The sequence below is a fragment of the Desulfurella multipotens genome, assembly GCF_900101285.1.
GTDB classification, from domain to species: domain Bacteria; phylum Campylobacterota_A; class Desulfurellia; order Desulfurellales; family Desulfurellaceae; genus Desulfurella; species Desulfurella acetivorans.
The window spans coordinates 130,366-146,310 of the sequence record NZ_FMYU01000001.1 but is presented as its reverse complement, the minus strand read 5'-3'; the positions used below and the strand labels follow the sequence as shown (position 1 = coordinate 146,310).

The 15,945-nt window shown below is 32.7% G+C and carries 13 protein-coding genes, 1 tRNA gene and 3 pseudogenes; 16 read left to right on the top strand and 1 reads right to left on the bottom strand.

Annotated features, from left to right (window positions below):
* The first annotated feature begins 133 nt into the window (after positions 1-133).
* The 12 genes and pseudogenes from BLQ93_RS00755 to BLQ93_RS09715 all read left to right on the top strand — a co-directional run.
* Positions 134-1,363: a PAS domain-containing protein gene (locus tag BLQ93_RS00755; protein WP_092127477.1), complete on the top strand. Its 1,230-nt coding sequence runs from the start codon at positions 134-136 to the stop codon at positions 1,361-1,363.
* Positions 1,342-3,561, top strand: a complete 2,220-nt coding sequence (locus BLQ93_RS00750; protein WP_092127475.1) for a bifunctional diguanylate cyclase/phosphodiesterase — start codon at positions 1,342-1,344, stop codon at positions 3,559-3,561. Before BLQ93_RS00755 ends, BLQ93_RS00750 begins: the two co-directional genes overlap by 22 nt.
* 3 nt (positions 3,562-3,564) lie before the next feature.
* Positions 3,565-5,025 carry a GGDEF domain-containing protein gene (locus BLQ93_RS00745; RefSeq protein ID WP_092127473.1) on the top strand — a complete coding sequence of 487 codons (1,461 nt, stop codon included), beginning with the start codon at positions 3,565-3,567 and terminating at the stop codon, positions 5,023-5,025.
* A 235-nt stretch (positions 5,026-5,260) separates the two neighbouring features.
* A pseudogene (locus tag BLQ93_RS09840) lies at positions 5,261-5,869 on the top strand (methyl-accepting chemotaxis protein); the annotation flags it as partial.
* Between the two features lie 78 nt (positions 5,870-5,947).
* Entirely contained in the window at positions 5,948-6,403 is a 456-nt protein-coding gene (locus BLQ93_RS09835; protein WP_425389225.1) for a CZB domain-containing protein, read from the top strand.
* A 234-nt stretch (positions 6,404-6,637) separates the two neighbouring features.
* Entirely contained in the window at positions 6,638-6,877 is a 240-nt protein-coding gene (locus BLQ93_RS00735; RefSeq protein WP_092127469.1) for a PAS domain S-box protein, read from the top strand.
* 29 nt (positions 6,878-6,906) lie between these two features.
* Positions 6,907-7,620 carry a sigma 54-interacting transcriptional regulator gene (locus tag BLQ93_RS00730; protein WP_092127467.1) on the top strand — a complete coding sequence of 238 codons (714 nt, stop codon included), beginning with the start codon at positions 6,907-6,909 and terminating at the stop codon, positions 7,618-7,620.
* A complete protein-coding gene (locus tag BLQ93_RS00725; RefSeq protein WP_159427460.1) occupies positions 7,604-7,954 on the top strand; it encodes an AAA-type ATPase lid domain-containing protein in 351 nt (116 codons plus the stop codon). Before BLQ93_RS00730 ends, BLQ93_RS00725 begins: the two co-directional genes overlap by 17 nt.
* Before the next feature lie 231 nt (positions 7,955-8,185).
* Positions 8,186-8,770 carry a LutC/YkgG family protein gene (locus BLQ93_RS00720; RefSeq protein ID WP_092127463.1) on the top strand — a complete coding sequence of 195 codons (585 nt, stop codon included), beginning with the start codon at positions 8,186-8,188 and terminating at the stop codon, positions 8,768-8,770.
* Positions 8,767-10,938 carry an L-lactate dehydrogenase (quinone) large subunit LdhH gene (gene ldhH / locus BLQ93_RS00715; protein WP_092127461.1) on the top strand — a complete coding sequence of 724 codons (2,172 nt, stop codon included), beginning with the start codon at positions 8,767-8,769 and terminating at the stop codon, positions 10,936-10,938. The genes BLQ93_RS00720 and ldhH overlap by 4 nt, the downstream gene beginning before the upstream one ends.
* An 89-nt stretch (positions 10,939-11,027) precedes the next feature.
* Positions 11,028-11,534 (top strand): annotated as a pseudogene (locus BLQ93_RS09720) (transposase).
* Positions 11,513-11,870: pseudogene (locus tag BLQ93_RS09715) on the top strand (transposase); the annotation flags it as partial. The pseudogenes BLQ93_RS09720 and BLQ93_RS09715, both read left to right, overlap by 22 nt.
* A gap of 131 nt (positions 11,871-12,001) precedes the next feature.
* Here the strand turns inward: BLQ93_RS09715 and BLQ93_RS00700 are convergent.
* Complete coding sequence (locus BLQ93_RS00700; RefSeq protein ID WP_025392512.1) at positions 12,002-12,376, bottom strand: carbonic anhydrase; 375 nt, start codon at positions 12,374-12,376, stop codon at positions 12,002-12,004.
* A 187-nt stretch (positions 12,377-12,563) separates the two neighbouring features.
* Here BLQ93_RS00700 and BLQ93_RS00695 point away from each other — a divergent pair, with 187 nt between their 5' ends.
* The 4 genes from BLQ93_RS00695 to BLQ93_RS00680 all read left to right on the top strand — a co-directional run bounded on the left by BLQ93_RS00695 (position 12,564) and on the right by BLQ93_RS00680 (position 15,942).
* Entirely contained in the window at positions 12,564-13,028 is a 465-nt protein-coding gene (locus BLQ93_RS00695) for a metal-dependent transcriptional regulator (protein ID WP_092127455.1), read from the top strand.
* A 56-nt stretch (positions 13,029-13,084) separates the two neighbouring features.
* A tRNA-Leu gene (locus BLQ93_RS00690) sits at positions 13,085-13,169 on the top strand.
* Positions 13,170-13,179: 10 nt separating this feature from the next.
* Positions 13,180-14,523, top strand: coding sequence for a DNA recombination protein RmuC (locus tag BLQ93_RS00685; protein WP_092127453.1), 1,344 nt, complete (start codon positions 13,180-13,182; stop codon positions 14,521-14,523).
* 66 nt (positions 14,524-14,589) lie between these two features.
* On the top strand, positions 14,590-15,942 hold the full coding sequence (locus tag BLQ93_RS00680; protein ID WP_092127451.1) for an aminotransferase class I/II-fold pyridoxal phosphate-dependent enzyme: 1,353 nt from the start codon (positions 14,590-14,592) through the stop codon (positions 15,940-15,942).
* Positions 15,943-15,945: the final 3 nt, after the last annotated feature.

Genomic DNA, 15,945 nt, shown 5'->3' with positions numbered 1-15,945 from the left:
ATTATCAAGCAATTATTGATTTTCAATTAAAAATATATACAATATTTTTTAGTTATTTTGTAATTTTAGATTATGCAGTGGGACAAGTAAACTTATTGTAATACTTATATAACTCAAAATTAAGCGAGGCTTTTTGCATACATTACAAACTTTTCAAGCCATTATAAACTCTTCTGTATTTGGTGTATTTATATATCAGGAAGAAGGCAAAATAGTCTTTGCAAATAAACGGTTTTGCAAATTACTGGATTTTGAAGAAGAAAAAGAGCTTCTAGGCAAAAGAATAACGGAATTTTTACCACCAGACATGGTTGATATGGAAAAAATTGAAAATATAATACATATGCGCACCCAGGGAAAGCGGTTTTCAGTTGAGTTTGCTGAGCACTATTTTAAATCCAAATCAAACGCAATAATTCCCGTATCTGTATTTGCCTACACTGTAGAATACAATAACAAACCTTCTGGATTGGTATTGATTCTAGACAAAACCAAAGAAAAATCATACGAAAAGTTATTTTTTACCCTAAGCCAGATAAATCAATTAATAGTAAGAACAGATGATGAAAAAGAGCTCTTAAAAAAAGCTTGCGATATAATAGTTGATGAAGTAGGCTATCCATACTGTGCAGTAGGCTATATTGATCAAAATAATCTTTTTAATCAAATCTACACAAGGGCAAAAACAAAAGAGGCAGAAGAAGAATTCAAAAAACTCACAATAGGTGTAGATGAAAATACCCCCTATGGCAAAGGCTCAGTATCCAAAGCATACCACACAAAAAAGGTAAGTCTAATCCCAGAGATATCAAAATTGCCATATACTTCATATTGGCATGATTTTTTTGAAAAATACAACATCCACTCAGCTTGTTCCATACCAATTCTAAAAAAAGGCAAAATAGTATATATCATGCTAATTCACGATACGCTTTCAAATTCATTTGACCAAGACCACATACATTTATTAGAAGAACTTGCGCTTGATTTATCGTTTGCTTTAGAAAAGATAGATTCTCAAAAAAACATGCTTGTTTTAGATAAAGCAATAAACATATCTCACGAGTGGGTAGTAATAACAGACAAAGAAGGCACAATAATAGATGCAAACGATGCTGTATGTAAAATCTCAGGCTATCCTAAAGATGAACTAATTGGCAAAAACCCAAGAGTATTTAAGTCAGGCTATCACGATAGAGCTTTTTATGAAAACCTGTGGAAAAAAATACTATCTGGAGAGACCTGTTCTTGCAGATTCGTAAATAAAGCAAGAGACGGTTCAATATTCTATCTGGAGTCAATAATAATACCCATTATTCAAATGGGAAAATCTATCGTTTTGTGGATCTATCAAGGGATGTAACAAAGCTTGTAAGGTATCAAGATCAGCTTGAGTTAAAGTCAAAGATATACAATACACTGTACCAGATAAGTTCTCTATCTTTTAGGACAAAAAGCAAAGAAGAGTTTTTGCAAAACCTGCCAAAGATTATTGTAGATAATCTGGATATGGAAATTTCATATGTGGCTTTAAAAAATGATGGAAATATCGAGATTGCTCACCACTTAGCCAGAGATTTTCAATACAGCAATTATTTAGATAAGGTAAAAATATTTATTAAGTCTATTGCAAGAAATCCGCTTTTAAATTATCATACACCTATTTTAAAAAGTCTTAAGAAAAAAGGCATTTATTTAGTAAATGAAATTGACTCACATGGCTTTTGTCCATTTAAAAAAATAGTAAGCTCTTACGGGATAAAATCTTGCTGTGCTATTAGCATAGTCTCCAAAAATGAGATTATTGGTACTCTAGTTATAACATCTAGCAAGCCTAACCTCTTTAACAGAGAAATCTACTCTCTATTTAGAGTAATACAAAACCAGATTGAGTTTATATTAGACAAACTCCAAGACGATAGGTTTTCTCAAATCACACTAAGTGCTTTAAACTCTGGCTTTGAGTTTGTAATAATTACAGACAGTAATTTTAATATTGTTTATGTAAACGATAAAGCAACAGAAATCTCAGGATATTCAAGGCAGGAGCTTTTAGGTAAACACCATTCTGTGTTTTCTTCTAGAACTCACTCAAAGGAATTTGTAAAGAATTTTTATAATACGCTAAGATCCGGCGAGGTTTACTCTGGCATAATGCAGTATAAAATAAAAAACGGTTCTATAAAAAACTTTTATGTAAACATTACTCCTTTTTTTGAAGAAAAAGTAATAACTCACTACATATCGGTAGGCAAAGAGATTGTAAAAGATGATGAGCTCTTAGAGGAGTTAGAAAAGCTTTTAAACTATGATGCTACTACAGGTTTAATTAATATTTATTCTTTTAAGAAAGCATTAGAACAATTTATAGAAAGGGCAACTTATGAAAAAACTATAGGTGCAGTAGCTATAATAAACCCTATTGACTTTAAAAAGATAAATGAAGCCTTTGGTTTTGAAACAGGAAACAGCATTTTACAGCAAATTGCAAAAAGACTTACAGACAACCTAAGATCCTACGATAAAGTTTCCAAGCTTGAATCAGATAGGTTTGGACTACTCTTAAAAGACTTAAAAGCAGAAGAAGATATACTAATTATAATATCTAAATTACTATTAGAGTTAACAAAGCCCTATAAGGCAAAAGACAAAAGTATATCCATCTCGTTCAATATTGGCCTAAGTCTTTTTCCAAAAGATGCAACCACTCCAGATGGTCTTTTAGACAAAGCCCATATTGCCCTATCTGATGCTAAAGAAAAAGGAGAAAACCAGATAGGCTTTTTTAGAAAAGAATTGGAAAAAGATGCTACAAGAGTTCTGCAGCTTAAAGCTGACTTAGAGCTTGCATTGCTAAACAAAGAGTTTATAGCCTACTATCAGCCCTATGTGGATAGAAACCAAAAAATAGTAGGTGCAGAAGCTCTAATGCGCTGGAAAAAAGATAATAGAATAATTCCACCTGCTGAGTTTATAGAATACCTTGAGCAAACTTCCCTTATAATAGATGCACAAGAGTTAATCATAGACCAGGTATTAGAAGACCTAAAGTTACTAAAAAAGCCCGTTCCTATATCAATAAACCTTTCAACTCAAAGCCTAAAGCAAAGACACCTAAGCGATAATCTAATCTCAAACATAAACTACCACAATATCCCAAACAACCTAATAAAGCTTGAAATTATAGAGCGAACCCTTTTAAACAACTTTGACTATGTTGCAAGACTCATAAAAGAACTAAAAGAAAGCAATATCTTATTTTCTTTAGATGACTTTGGTACAGGTTTTTCTTCTTTATCCTACTTAGCAAGCCTAGATGTAGAAATACTAAAAATAGACATATCTTTTGTAAGAGATCTTGACAACCCAAAGACAAAAAGCATAGTAGACTCTATAATTTATCTAGCCCATTCTCTAGGTATAAAAACCATAGCAGAAGGCGTAGAAACACAATATCAATTTGAGGCCTTAAAATCAATGAACTGCGACTACTTTCAGGGCTATCTGTTTTATAAGCCAATGGACAAACAAGAGCTTATACAGGCAATAGAGCACAATTGATTCATGAAGATTTCAAAAAGAGAGTTTAAACTAATTTTTGCCTATAAAACCACACGATACATCTTTATATTCTGGCTCATATTTAACATTATCATGCTTGTTAGCTTTATAGGTTCTATAATTGCCCTATACAGCTATGAACTAAATCATACAAAACTTGAGCTTCTAACAGCTGCCCGCCAGAGCTCAAGCCTTGTTTCAAAATCCATACAATCCAACAAATATATCCTTTTTGCAATAAAAAAAGAATTGGAAAACAAGCCTTTAAGTAAAGCTACATCTGTATTCAAAGATTTTTACAACAAAGATGTAGAGTATTTTGCCATAGCCAAACAAAACGGCACAGTCATTGCATCATACCCGGAAGGATTTAAGTTGCCTTTAGATTCTAAAATATATCCAAACCATATAGTTGATATAGCCAAAGAATGCCTCCATACAAACTCCTACTGCATTGTACCGTCTTATTTCTACAAAGGCTACCTGACACATTTTGTCACTTTTCCTCTTGGTAATAAAACTTTTCTTATAAAAGCATCTGCTCCTGTTTTGCAATCTATTAAAGACCAGATATTTCTGCCATACAAAAGCCTTGATCTTGGAATTATAAGAAATGATGGTCTAATGCAAGCAAATATCCCGCCAGAAAGCATAAGTAAAATTCAAACAGGAATACTCTCAAAAATACTAAAAAATACCAAAGAGCAATATGGCTCATATATTGGCTACTCAAGCGCTTACAAAACAGATAAGATAGGTGCTTTCAGCAGAATTGATGGATCAAATCTAACATTTTTTGTATCAATCAAAAAAAGCGAATTTTTAGACAGATTTCTAGCATCTATTTCTCCCATTATAGCTATAGCTTTTTTGGGTGCATTTGCAAGTCTTATTACAATACTTTGGATACTTGACAAAACCATTGATTTAGAAGAAACAAAAAGAAAATATGAAAAAGGCATAGAATATCTAGCCTACAACGATATTTTAACCCACATACCAAACAGAGCCTTCTTTGAACACAGGTTTAATCAAATGATAGCAGGCTTAAACAGAAACCAAAGAAAGGTTTGTCTCATGCTTCTTGACTTAGACGGCTTTAAAAAGATAAACGATACGCTTGGCCATGACAGTGGTGATAATACCCTAAAGACAGTAGCCAAAGTCTTTAAATCAAACATAAGAGCCCATGATACACTTGCACGTATAGGCGGAGATGAGTTTGCTATACTTACGGATTCATTTGAAGACCAAAAAGACTTAGAAATGATTGCAAAAAGAATAATAAAATCTATAAACAGTCTGACCTTCACAAACAAGATGGATTTAAACATAGGTGTCAGCATAGGCATAGCCTATACAACGCACCCTCAAACAAAAGAAGCAATATTCAAAGCAGCAGATGATGCACTTTATGCTTCAAAACAAAAAGGAAAGAATACTTATACTATAGTGAGGATTTAAAGGAGGAAAAATGTTTAAAAGATCAGACTCTTTAAGCTCAGCAGAAATGGTAAACAAAATTTACTCTGGAAACTGGTAAGACTTTCTAAAAGTAAAAGAAGCCTACAAAAAAAACAAAAATGCATTTGAAAAAAGCATAAGCAGTGAGGATCTTCAAAAAGCTGTAGAGTTTAGAAGACATATCCGCTCTATAGCAAAAAAGGGAGTGTTGGCTGCTGATTCTTTATCTGATTTTATGGTTTTATCTTCAGATTTTGGGCAAGAAATCGAAAAAAGTTCAAAATCTCTTCAAGAGATCGCTTCGTCTATGGAAGAAATGAGTCAAACCGTAGAAGATATTTCAAAAAATGCTCAAGAAACTGCTGCTATTTCAAACAAAAACTTTGAAAAATCCAAAGCCGGATTAGATACACTAAAAGAAGTAAGTGCCAAAATGGACTACGTTGTAAAAACGGTAAATGCAATGAAAGAAGCCATAACAAATTTTATAGAAAACGCAAAATCAATTACAGCTTTAACAAATGAAGTAGAAGATATATCTGATCAAACAAACCTGCTTGCCTTAAATGCTGCTATTGAAGCTGCCCGTGCTGGCGAGCATGGCAGAGGCTTTGCAGTGGTAGCAGATGAAATCAGAAAGCTTACAGAAAAAACGCAAGGCACTGCAAAGCAAATTACTCAACAGGCAAGCAGTATAAATCAGCAATCAACCACGGTAAGCAAGGAAGTAAATCAAAGCTTAAGCTCCATAGAAGACATAAACAAGTCGATAAGCGTTTTAAAAGAAATACTGCTTTCGTCCCAGGAAGATATGGCGCAAACCAATGAATACATAAACAACCTTGCAGCTGCATCACAAGAACAATCCCAGGCATCTGCCAATATAGCCCTTACACTTGAAAGCTTTACGCATTCTTTTGAAATGATCAATAAGGATAACAAAAAACTTAATCAGATGGTAGAAAATGTTGCTAATACAGTTTTTGAGTGTATAGAAAGCTTTGAGTTTTTTAACTATGAAACCACTTTTCTCGAAAGAACCAAAGCAGATCATCTAAAATTTGTTCTTGATGTATTTGATTGTCTTGCAGATAAAAATAAATGCTCAAAAGATCATGTTGATCATCACTCATGCAGGCTTGGCAAGTGGTATGATACTATAGGTACCAAACGCTACGGTTCAAATCCAGCATTTAGAGAGCTTGGAGAGATTCACCCAAAAGTCCACGACATAGGAAAACAAATTAAAGATGCTGTGTTTGCAAATAATTTCGAAAAGGCAAAATCGCTTTCTGAAGACTTAAAAAGATACTCTCAAATGGTACAAAAGGCTATTGATAGACTGATAGAAGAGATATTGCAGAATTATAGTTTATAATTTTCACTGATTTATAAATATAAAAAAACTTTTTATAAATTGCCATATGAATTTAAAATACAAAGCGTTAAACTTTAAAAAAATTGGAAAAAACAGGTTAAGGTGTGTAAAATTATTTATTAGAGGTTTATTTAAAAAATGTTTGAGCAAAGTTTAAGTTACAAAAAAGCGTTGAAAAGTCTCTAAAGAAAAAGAAAGTAATCAATCTTGATGAATTGTGGGGTTAAAACTTGAATGAAACAAGAAAATTTCTCTTTTAAAACTCTGCAGGCAATAACTGATAATTTATACATTGGTATCTATGTTACAGATGGCTCTGGAAAAGCAATTTATATTAATAAAACATTTGAAGATATATCGTTGCTCAAAAAGGAAGATTTACTTGGGCACGATATTAATGAATTAGTTAAAAAAAATATTTTACTGCATCTGCTACTGTACTTACGCTCAACACAAAACAACCCTCTGTTGTAACTTACATAACCAAAGCTGGCAAGAAATTATTGTCACGAGCTAAACCTGTATTTGGCAACAATAAAGAGCTTACTTTAATAGTAAATAGCGTATACGATGTGACAGAGTTTGATTATAAAGGTGAGCTAGACTTTGACAGTAAAATAAATATAGATGGTTTTCAACAATTCATTGCTTACAATAAAAAAATGCTGGAGATTTTAGATTTTGTTTCACATATAGCTCTTGTTGATTCAACGGTATTAATAACCGGTGAAACAGGTACAGGAAAAGAAGTGCTGGCAAAATTAATTCATTCTCTAAGTAAAAGAAAAAATAAACCATTTATAAAGTTAAACTGTGCTGCAATACCAGAAAACCTTATAGAAACAGAGTTATTTGGTTATGAACCAGGTGCTTTTACTGGTGCCAGTTCAAGAGGTAAAAAAGGTTTTTTTGAAATTGCAAATAATTCTACTTTGTTTTTAGATGAAATAGGCGAATTACCGCTAAATACACAGGCTAAATTATTACAAGTGCTTCAGGATAAAAAATTTACAAAAGTTGGCTCGCCAAAATTAATAGAAGTTGATGTTAGAATTATTGCTGCAACAAACAGAAAACTAGAAGAAATGATGGAAAAAAACCTCTTTAGGCAAGATTTATACTACAGACTAAATGTAATACCAATAGATCTTCCACCTTTAAGAGAAAGACTTGATGATATAGAACCTATATCAACATATATTGTTCAAAGGATGTAAATACGGATTTGAAAAAACATTATCCAGGGAGTTAATAGAATTTTTTAAACTATTACCATGGAAAGGAAATATAAGAGAACTGGAAAATGTAATTGAAAAGTTGCTAGTTGTGGTACCACGAAAAGAAATTACAAAAGAGGACTTTTTAAAATTAGAGCGAACAAAAAAATCTGAAATTAATCCAAAACAGTTAATATCAGATTGCGAAAAGGAAGTATTATTAAAGCTTTTGTCAAGCTCTAAAAGTATGCGTGATATGGCTAATAAATTAGGGGTTTCTAAAGCAACTGTCATCAGAAAATTAAAGCAATACAATATATCGGTTCATAAATAAAACAAACGGTATAAAAAATAATACATAAAATATATTATTTTAAAAAGAATATAAATTTAAGTATGCTCATAAATGCTATCACTTTTTATTTTTGTAAATTATTAGTTACAATTTAAATATTATTTTAACAACATAAATTAAATAACAAACAATAAGGAACAGTTTTTGCTTTAAAATAATTAACTTAATTTTTTAAGAATTAAGTTAAGATTTATCTTTTTGGGAGGGACAATGCAGCTTTGGAACAATAAATTCTCAAACAACGATTTAGAAGCTTTGCATACTTTTGAAAAGAAAGTAAAGGCAGGCAAGGGCGATTCTGTAGAGGTGTACTTTACCGATATTTCAACGGCAAGGTCTATTTTTAAGGATATAATATCAAAACAGCAAGCAAAAAATATCATTGCAGACAGTTCAGATTTAACAAGGAGTTTCTTGGAAGAATCTTTGCTTGATGAATCTTTAAATATTTATTTTGATGGAGACAAATATACTGCAAATGCTGCAGATATAGGTGTAAGCGAAATGGAGTTTGCTATAGCTGAAAGTGGCAGTTTGGTTGAGCTATCAGATTCAATATGGAAGAGATTGGTGTCTGCTATGCCATCTTTGCATATTGCTTTGGTTTGTGCAGACAGAATTGCTAAAGATTTCGAAACAGCTTTTGAGATATTAAAAAAGCACATTTTAGATGTTGCGCAGATTAGCTTTATAACAGGCCCAAGCATCACAGCAGATATAGAAAGGGTATTGACTATAGGTGTTCATGGGCCTTCAAAGCTTGTGGTGTTTTTTATAAAGGAGAACAAACAATGAACACAAAGGAATTTAAAGAAAAGATAAATGAAAAGTTAAACGATGAGATTCAAAAGAAAAACCTTACCAAATTTTATGAAGACTACCCAAAGGCCCGACAGAAGGCATTTGAAGGCTATGACTTTGAGCAACTAAGAAATAGTGTGAAAAACATAAAACAAAACACGGTAGATAAATTGGAAGAACTCGCAGATAAATTCCAAAAAGCAGTAGAGAAAAACGGTGCAGTATTCTACAGGGCAGTCAGTGATAAGGATGTAGTTGATTATATATTAAAGCTTTGCAAGGAAAAAGACGTTAAGCTTGTGGTAAAAAGTAAGTCTATGCTTTCAGAAGAAGTAGAGCTAGCCCAGCATTTTAAAGAAGCTGGTATAGAATCTCAAGAAACAGATCTTGGCGAGTGGATTATACAGATAGCAAAACACAAGCCTTCTCATATGGTAATGCCTGCTATTCACTTAAACAGACAACAGGTTGCAGACTACTTTGAAAAACAACTTGGCAAAAATATGAAGCCAGATATTGAGTTTTTAGTACATACAGCGCGCGCAGAGCTCAGAGAAAAATTTTTAAAAGCTGACCTTGGAATATCTGGGTGCAATATTGCTGCAGCTGAAAACGGAGCAATGTTTATATTAACAAACGAAGGAAACGGAAGGCTAACATCGTCTTTGCCAAAAACGCACATTGTACTTGTAGGATATGAAAAGCTTGTTGAAAGCTTTGAAGATGCAATACCCATTCTGAGGATTTTACCTAGAAATGCTACAGCTCAAACACTTACATCCTATGTAAATATAATTTTGGGCCCAAGCCAGGCTATTGTAGAACATACTGATGGTACTTTTAGCATAGAAAAAAAAGAATTGCATGTGATACTGGTTGATCATGGTCGAATTGAAATGGCCAGGGATCCTATATTTAAAGAACTCTACCAGTGTATAAGATGTTCAGCATGTACAAATGTTTGTCCTGTATATGCACTGGTAGGCGGGCATGTGTTTGGTAATATATATACAGGCGGCATTGGAGCATTGCTAAATGCGTTTATTGGTTCAAGTCAGACTGCAAACCAGATACAAAACTTATGCATAACATGCGGAAGCTGTACACAGGTATGTTCTGGCAGTATAGATATACCAAACTTGATTATAGAAATGCGCAAAAAGAATATAGAAAAGGAAGGTTTGCCTACTATACCAAAAGTTGTATTTCAAAACATAATGTCAAACAGGTCTTTGTTTCACAATATGCTAAAGCTTGCAAGGCTTGGTCAAAAGTCTTTCAAAAACGGACAATTTATAAGAAATCTCCCCCTTTACTTTTCAAAGTATACAAAAGATAGGTCTCTGCCAGCTATAGCAGACGTACCTTTTAGAGATATATTTGATACTATATTGCAAAAACCTGCCAAAAACCAGGAGAAAATTGCCTTCTTTAGCGGGTGCTTGATAGATTTTGTCTACCCAGAAACAGGAGAAGCTGTAGTTAAAAGCCTGAATGCTTTAGGATTTAGTGTCGAGTTTCCAAAGGATCAAACCTGCTGTGGTACTCCAATGTATCTAACAGGAGACAAAGAAAGTGCAAAGAAAGTTGCAATGCAAAACCTGGAAGCCTTAGAAAGCATTGACCCAGACTACATTGTCGTTGCTTGCCCAACAGGTGTGGAAATGTGGGAAAAATACCCACAGTTTTTCAAAGATGATCCAAAATATTTACAACTTGCTCAAAAGTATAAAAACCGCATTAGAGAGTACTCAAGTTTTGTAGATGAACAATTAAACAAACAAAACATAAAGCTTAACTCTTTAAAAAACAATGGCATAGCAACTTATCATGATTCATGCCATCTAAAGCGTGTACTTGGGATACACACCCAGCCAAGAGACATAATAGCTAAAGCATTTAACACAAACTTTGTAGAAATGGAGCACGCAGATCAATGTTGCGGTATGGCAGGATCGTATTCATTAAAATTTCCAGAAATATCGAAAGAACTTGGAGATCAAAAACACAAAAGCATAATAAAGTCTACTGCTAATCTTGTTTATGTAGGCTGCCCTGCATGTATGCTCCAGATTAAAGGTTTAATTGACAAAAAAGGTGGTAATGTAAAAGTTATGCATATTGCTCAGCTTGTTAATGAAGCGTTAAAAGAAAACAAGTAATTTTTATTTTTTGGGGGACTATAATATTCTTTGTGTAAACCTCCAAGGTGTGTAAAATAAAAAAATTATTTATTGGAGGTTTTTAAGAAATAATTGAACAAAGTGTAGTTGACAAAGAAGCTTTAAAGAAGCTTGTAAGGGAAAAGAAAGTGAAAAACCTTGATGACTTAAATGCTCTTGCAAAAAACTTGCTCAAAGACACCATAGATATTCTGCTTGAAGAAGAGCTTAAAGACACTCTGGGCTATGACAAATACGACTACAAAGCAAAACAAACGGATAACTCAAAAAATGGTGCTTATTTCCAACAGCTATGTTCTTGGGCTTGGCACATTTGAGATAACTATGCCAAGGGATAGAAAATCAGAGTTTGAACCCCAAGTGGTAAAAAAGGTCAAAAGAACATTTCTGGTTTAGAAGAAAAAATTATTTCCATGTATACGATGGGGCTTAGTACAAGAAATATACAAGACCAAATAAAAGAGCTCTACAGCTTTTATGTATCCTGCAAAATTCATAAGCGATCGTTACAGATTCAGTCCTTGAGAAGGCAAGAGCCTTTCAATCAAGGCCATTGCAGGAAATCTACACAATAGTCTTTTTGGATGCTATGTTTTTTAAAGAAAAAAGGGATAATCAATCAAAGGATGTCTGTCTCTACAATATAATAGGTATAAACCTATATGGCAAGAAAGACTGTTTGGGCATATCCATAAGCGAAACTGAAAATCCTAAATACTGGCTTGGCGTTATAAATGAGTTGAAAAATAGGGGCGTTAAAGATATCCTAATATGCTCAACAGACGGCTTAAATGGCTTTTAGTTAGGCAATAGCTGCAGTGTTCCCAAAAACAGACATACAAAAGTGTATCGTTCACCAACTTATAAATTCCTTTAGGTTTGTATCCTACAAAGATAGAAAAGAAGTGGCTTAGGATTTAAAGAAAGTCTACCAAGCTCCAAGTGAAGAGCCGCACCGGTTAGAACTTAAGTATTTTGAATCCAATATGTAATTTAATTTTGTTTACTTAAAAAAGTTTTTTATTAATTTATGCAAAATCTTTTAAAATACCTTTTCAACCTGCCATTTTTCGTTTACCCAAAGACCAATAATTTCTACATCGTTAAACCAGGTTTTTATTAAATTTATGCTATTTTTTATCTGGTTAATCTGAGTTTGCTTATCCGATGGGTTTCCAGCACAATCATGGTGCCCAACTACAGCGATTACTTTTGAGCCATGTTTTTCAACCGACACTACAAGCCTTGATTTTATTGATTCTACCAGACATTTGTCAGAATTATCGCTCAATATTTTTATTGGTCCAGGTTCTGTTATCATATCAACATATTCTGCATTATATTTTTTCTTCATCCAGTTTATTACTGGTTCCTGAACCCTTCCATCCATGCAATTAACAACACTTACAAATTCCATATGTAACCTCCGTAGCTTAATTTTTATTATAAATTATATTATATATTAAAATAAAATTCAATTTTTTATATAATATTACAGTTTATGGTTATTTTACTAATTATTTTTTTGTTTAAAATTTTTCTTTTGGCTTGACTTTTTTATCTTTATCTAATATAATTAACCAAAACTAAACCAGTAGGTAAAAATGAATATCACGCCTGTTTTAGAAGATTATTTAGAAAGAATATTGATTATGCAAAAAGAAAAGAAAGTTGTCAGGGTAAAAGATTTGGCAGATTACTTTAAAGTAAAAGCGCCTTCTGTTGTTAATGCTATATCAAAATTAAGAAAAGAAGAACTTGTTGAGCAAGAATCGTATGGTTTTATTACACTTACATCTAAAGGCAAAACACTTGCACAAGAAATTTATAAAAAGCATATTCTTTTAAAAGATTTTTTGCATAAAGTATTATACTTAGATGGAACACTTGCAGAAGATGATGCCTGTAAAATCGAACACTATTTAAGCAAAAAAACAATAGATCATATTTTAGCATTTATGGATTTTATAAAATGCAAAGATGGTTTCCCAAAATGGCTTGATCATTTTTATTATTTTGTTGATACAGGCAAAAGGCCACCAGACTGCAAGTGTCAAGAAGATGATTGAGTTCTCATTTGTTTGACAAAATTAAGGTGTTTTGTTATATTAAAAAAGCTCAATTTGCGAGCGTGGCGGAACTGGTAGACGCGCTAGACTTAGGATCTAGTGCCGCAAGGTGTGGGAGTTCGAGTCTCCCCGCTCGCACCAAAGTGGTAAAATGATTAACTACGCAATATTGACTATACTTATTATACTGATTATAGTAGCTTTTTTTATTTTGTTTAAGATTTCAAGATTGCATGGTTATATAGAAAAAATTGATCAATTAATCAACATTCAAAATCAAATTGAAAACAATTTAAAAGGAGAACTTTCAAACACCAAAAATGACATAAATTCTAACTTTAGATTAATGCTAGATGGTAATGATAGGCTCCTTGGTGCACTAGATAGAAATTTAAAAGAAAAAATGGAAGCTATTGAAGCGATGTTGTCTAAATCTTTATCAGATGTGTCAATAAAACAGGAGAAACTTATACAATCAAACGAAGATAAGCTCGACAAATTTGCATTAAAATTGGAATCTCAAACTCAAACATTAGAAAAGCATTTAGACTCAATAAGGCAAACTACAGAAGAAAAACTTGAAAAAATCAGAGTTGATAATGAAGCCAAGCTTGAGCAAATGCGCCAGACTGTTGATGAAAAACTCCATGAGTCGCTTGAAAAAAAATTGGGAGAATCGTTTAAACAGGTAAGCGATAGACTTGAGATGGTATATAAAGGCTTAGGTGAGATGCAAACTTTAGCAAATGGCGTTGGGGACTTAAAAAGGGTTTTGACTAATGTAAAAAATAGGGGAATCCTTGGAGAATTACAGCTTGAGAAAATACTTGATGACATATTAAGCCCAGCTTTTTACGAAAAAAATGTTAAAGTTAAACCAAATAGCAATGAAGTGGTTGAATTTGCAATAAAATTACCAGGAAACCACAAAAATGAAACTGTATATTTACCATTGGATTCAAAATTTCCGATAGAAAATTATCAACGTTTGCTGGACTATTATGAAACAGGACAGCTTGATCAAATAAGCAATGCTCAAAAGGCTCTTGAGCAAAATATCAGACAATCTGCAAAAGATATAAAAACAAAATACATTGAAGTTCCATATACAACTGATTTTGGCATAATGTTTTTGCCGTATGAAGGTTTATACTCTGAAGTGTTGCGCATTAATGGTTTATTTGAATCAATTATGAAAGAATATAAAGTAGTTATAACCGGTCCTACTACGCTTGCTGCTTTTTTAAACAGTCTCCAGATGGGTTTTAGAACGCTAACAATAGAAAAAAATGCTCATAAAATAATGGAAACACTTTTGCAGGTTAAAAAAGAGTTTGAAAAATTTGGAGATGTTTTAGAAAAAGCCCAAAACAAAATTAAAGCCGCAGACAAAGAGTTAGAAGATTTAGTGGGCGTTAGAACTAGAAAAATTCAGCTTGCTTTAAAAGATGTACAAACACCAACAGACAATTTTTTCCCATTAAATGATAATTAATTTTATACTTGACAAAATAATAAAAAGTGATATAGACTACCTAAATAACTAAAAAAAGGGGGGAAAATGGATCCAAAAATATCTGAATTTTTTGATTGTATTGAGCCTTCATGTATTAGAAAAGCTGGCATAATGTTTAGTCAAAGACAATCTAAAAATGCAAATGAGCAAGTAAAAGCAATAAATGTAGCGATAGGTAATGTATCTTTACCAACACATCCTGCTATGCTTAAAAGATTCTTAAACCCAAAAGACGATCAATTAACAAAAGGTATATGGCGCTATACACAAACGGAAGGTATTGATGAGGTAAACGATGCTTTCAAAAACATCATAAGATCATTTTTAAAACCAGAATGTAAACCAAATCTTTATAGCCTGGTTGATACAGGTGGCTCTCATATTATGAGACTTGTTATGTTGGGTGTTTGTGGTAAACCATTAAGCGGTGAAAAACCACTTTTAGTGGTAGATCCAGTTTACACAAATTATGTATCAATAGGCGAAGAGATAGGTAGAAGCGTTATTTCAATAGCAAGGGATTTAACGCCAGATGGTGTTTTTAGTGAAATTGATTTGGATTATTTAGAAAATCTTATAAAAACTCATAAGCCAGGCGGTTTACTTATTATTCCATACGACAACCCCTCAGGAATTCTTACCACCCAAAAACAAATAAATGAGTATGCAAAAATTTGTATGAAACACAATATGTTTTTGATTAGCGATGAAGCTTATCGGGGGCTTTATTATATAGATGGCATTGATTATGCACCATCAATTTGGAATATTTCAGAACACGATGTAAAAGGTATAGAAAGTGCAGGCATTAGAATAAGCATAGAAACACTTTCTAAAGTTTTTAATGCCTGTGGTTTGAGAATGGGTGCTTTGGTTACAGATAATAAGTTGTTTTTTGAGCAAGCACGTGCTGCAAACACTACTTATCTTTGTCCGTCTGCTATAGATCAGTATATTGCGGGCGCTTTGGCTCATGAATCATTAAATGATCTTCAAAACTGGGTTAAAAATTTAAGGGAATACTATAAAAAAATACTGAAAAATTTATACAATAACTTTAAAAAACTTGATTCAAATATTATTGTAACTCAACCTCAAGCATCTATTTACTCTATTGTTGATGTAAGAAATATTGTAAAGCCAGGTTTTGATATGGATGATTTTGTAATGTATTGCGCAAATGAAGGATTTGTTGAAGTATCAGGCCAGAAAATGACGCTTTTAGTTGCGCCAATTAGGGGTTTTTATAAAAATCAAAATGTTTTTGCCAATACACAGGCAAGAATTGCCTGTGTGGTAAGTGAAGAAGAAATGGAGTATGTACCGTATTTATTTGTAGAGCTTATCAGACAATATGAACAAAAAAGACTAATGAGTTCTAAAGTTTCAAATTTGTAAAAA

Coding starts and splice junctions, on each gene's coding strand:
- BLQ93_RS00735 (WP_092127469.1), top strand. CDS start 6,638: ATGAAACAAGAAAATTTCTCTTTTAAAACTCTGCAGGCAATAACTGAT.
- BLQ93_RS00745 (WP_092127473.1), top strand. CDS start 3,565: ATGAAGATTTCAAAAAGAGAGTTTAAACTAATTTTTGCCTATAAAACC.
- BLQ93_RS00695 (WP_092127455.1), top strand. CDS start 12,564: ATGAATATCACGCCTGTTTTAGAAGATTATTTAGAAAGAATATTGATT.
- BLQ93_RS00685 (WP_092127453.1), top strand. CDS start 13,180: ATGATTAACTACGCAATATTGACTATACTTATTATACTGATTATAGTA.
- BLQ93_RS00700 (WP_025392512.1), bottom strand. CDS start 12,376: ATGGAATTTGTAAGTGTTGTTAATTGCATGGATGGAAGGGTTCAGGAA.
- BLQ93_RS09835 (WP_425389225.1), top strand. CDS start 5,948: ATGATCAATAAGGATAACAAAAAACTTAATCAGATGGTAGAAAATGTT.
- ldhH (WP_092127461.1), top strand. CDS start 8,767: ATGAACACAAAGGAATTTAAAGAAAAGATAAATGAAAAGTTAAACGAT.
- BLQ93_RS00680 (WP_092127451.1), top strand. CDS start 14,590: ATGGATCCAAAAATATCTGAATTTTTTGATTGTATTGAGCCTTCATGT.
- BLQ93_RS00720 (WP_092127463.1), top strand. CDS start 8,186: ATGCAGCTTTGGAACAATAAATTCTCAAACAACGATTTAGAAGCTTTG.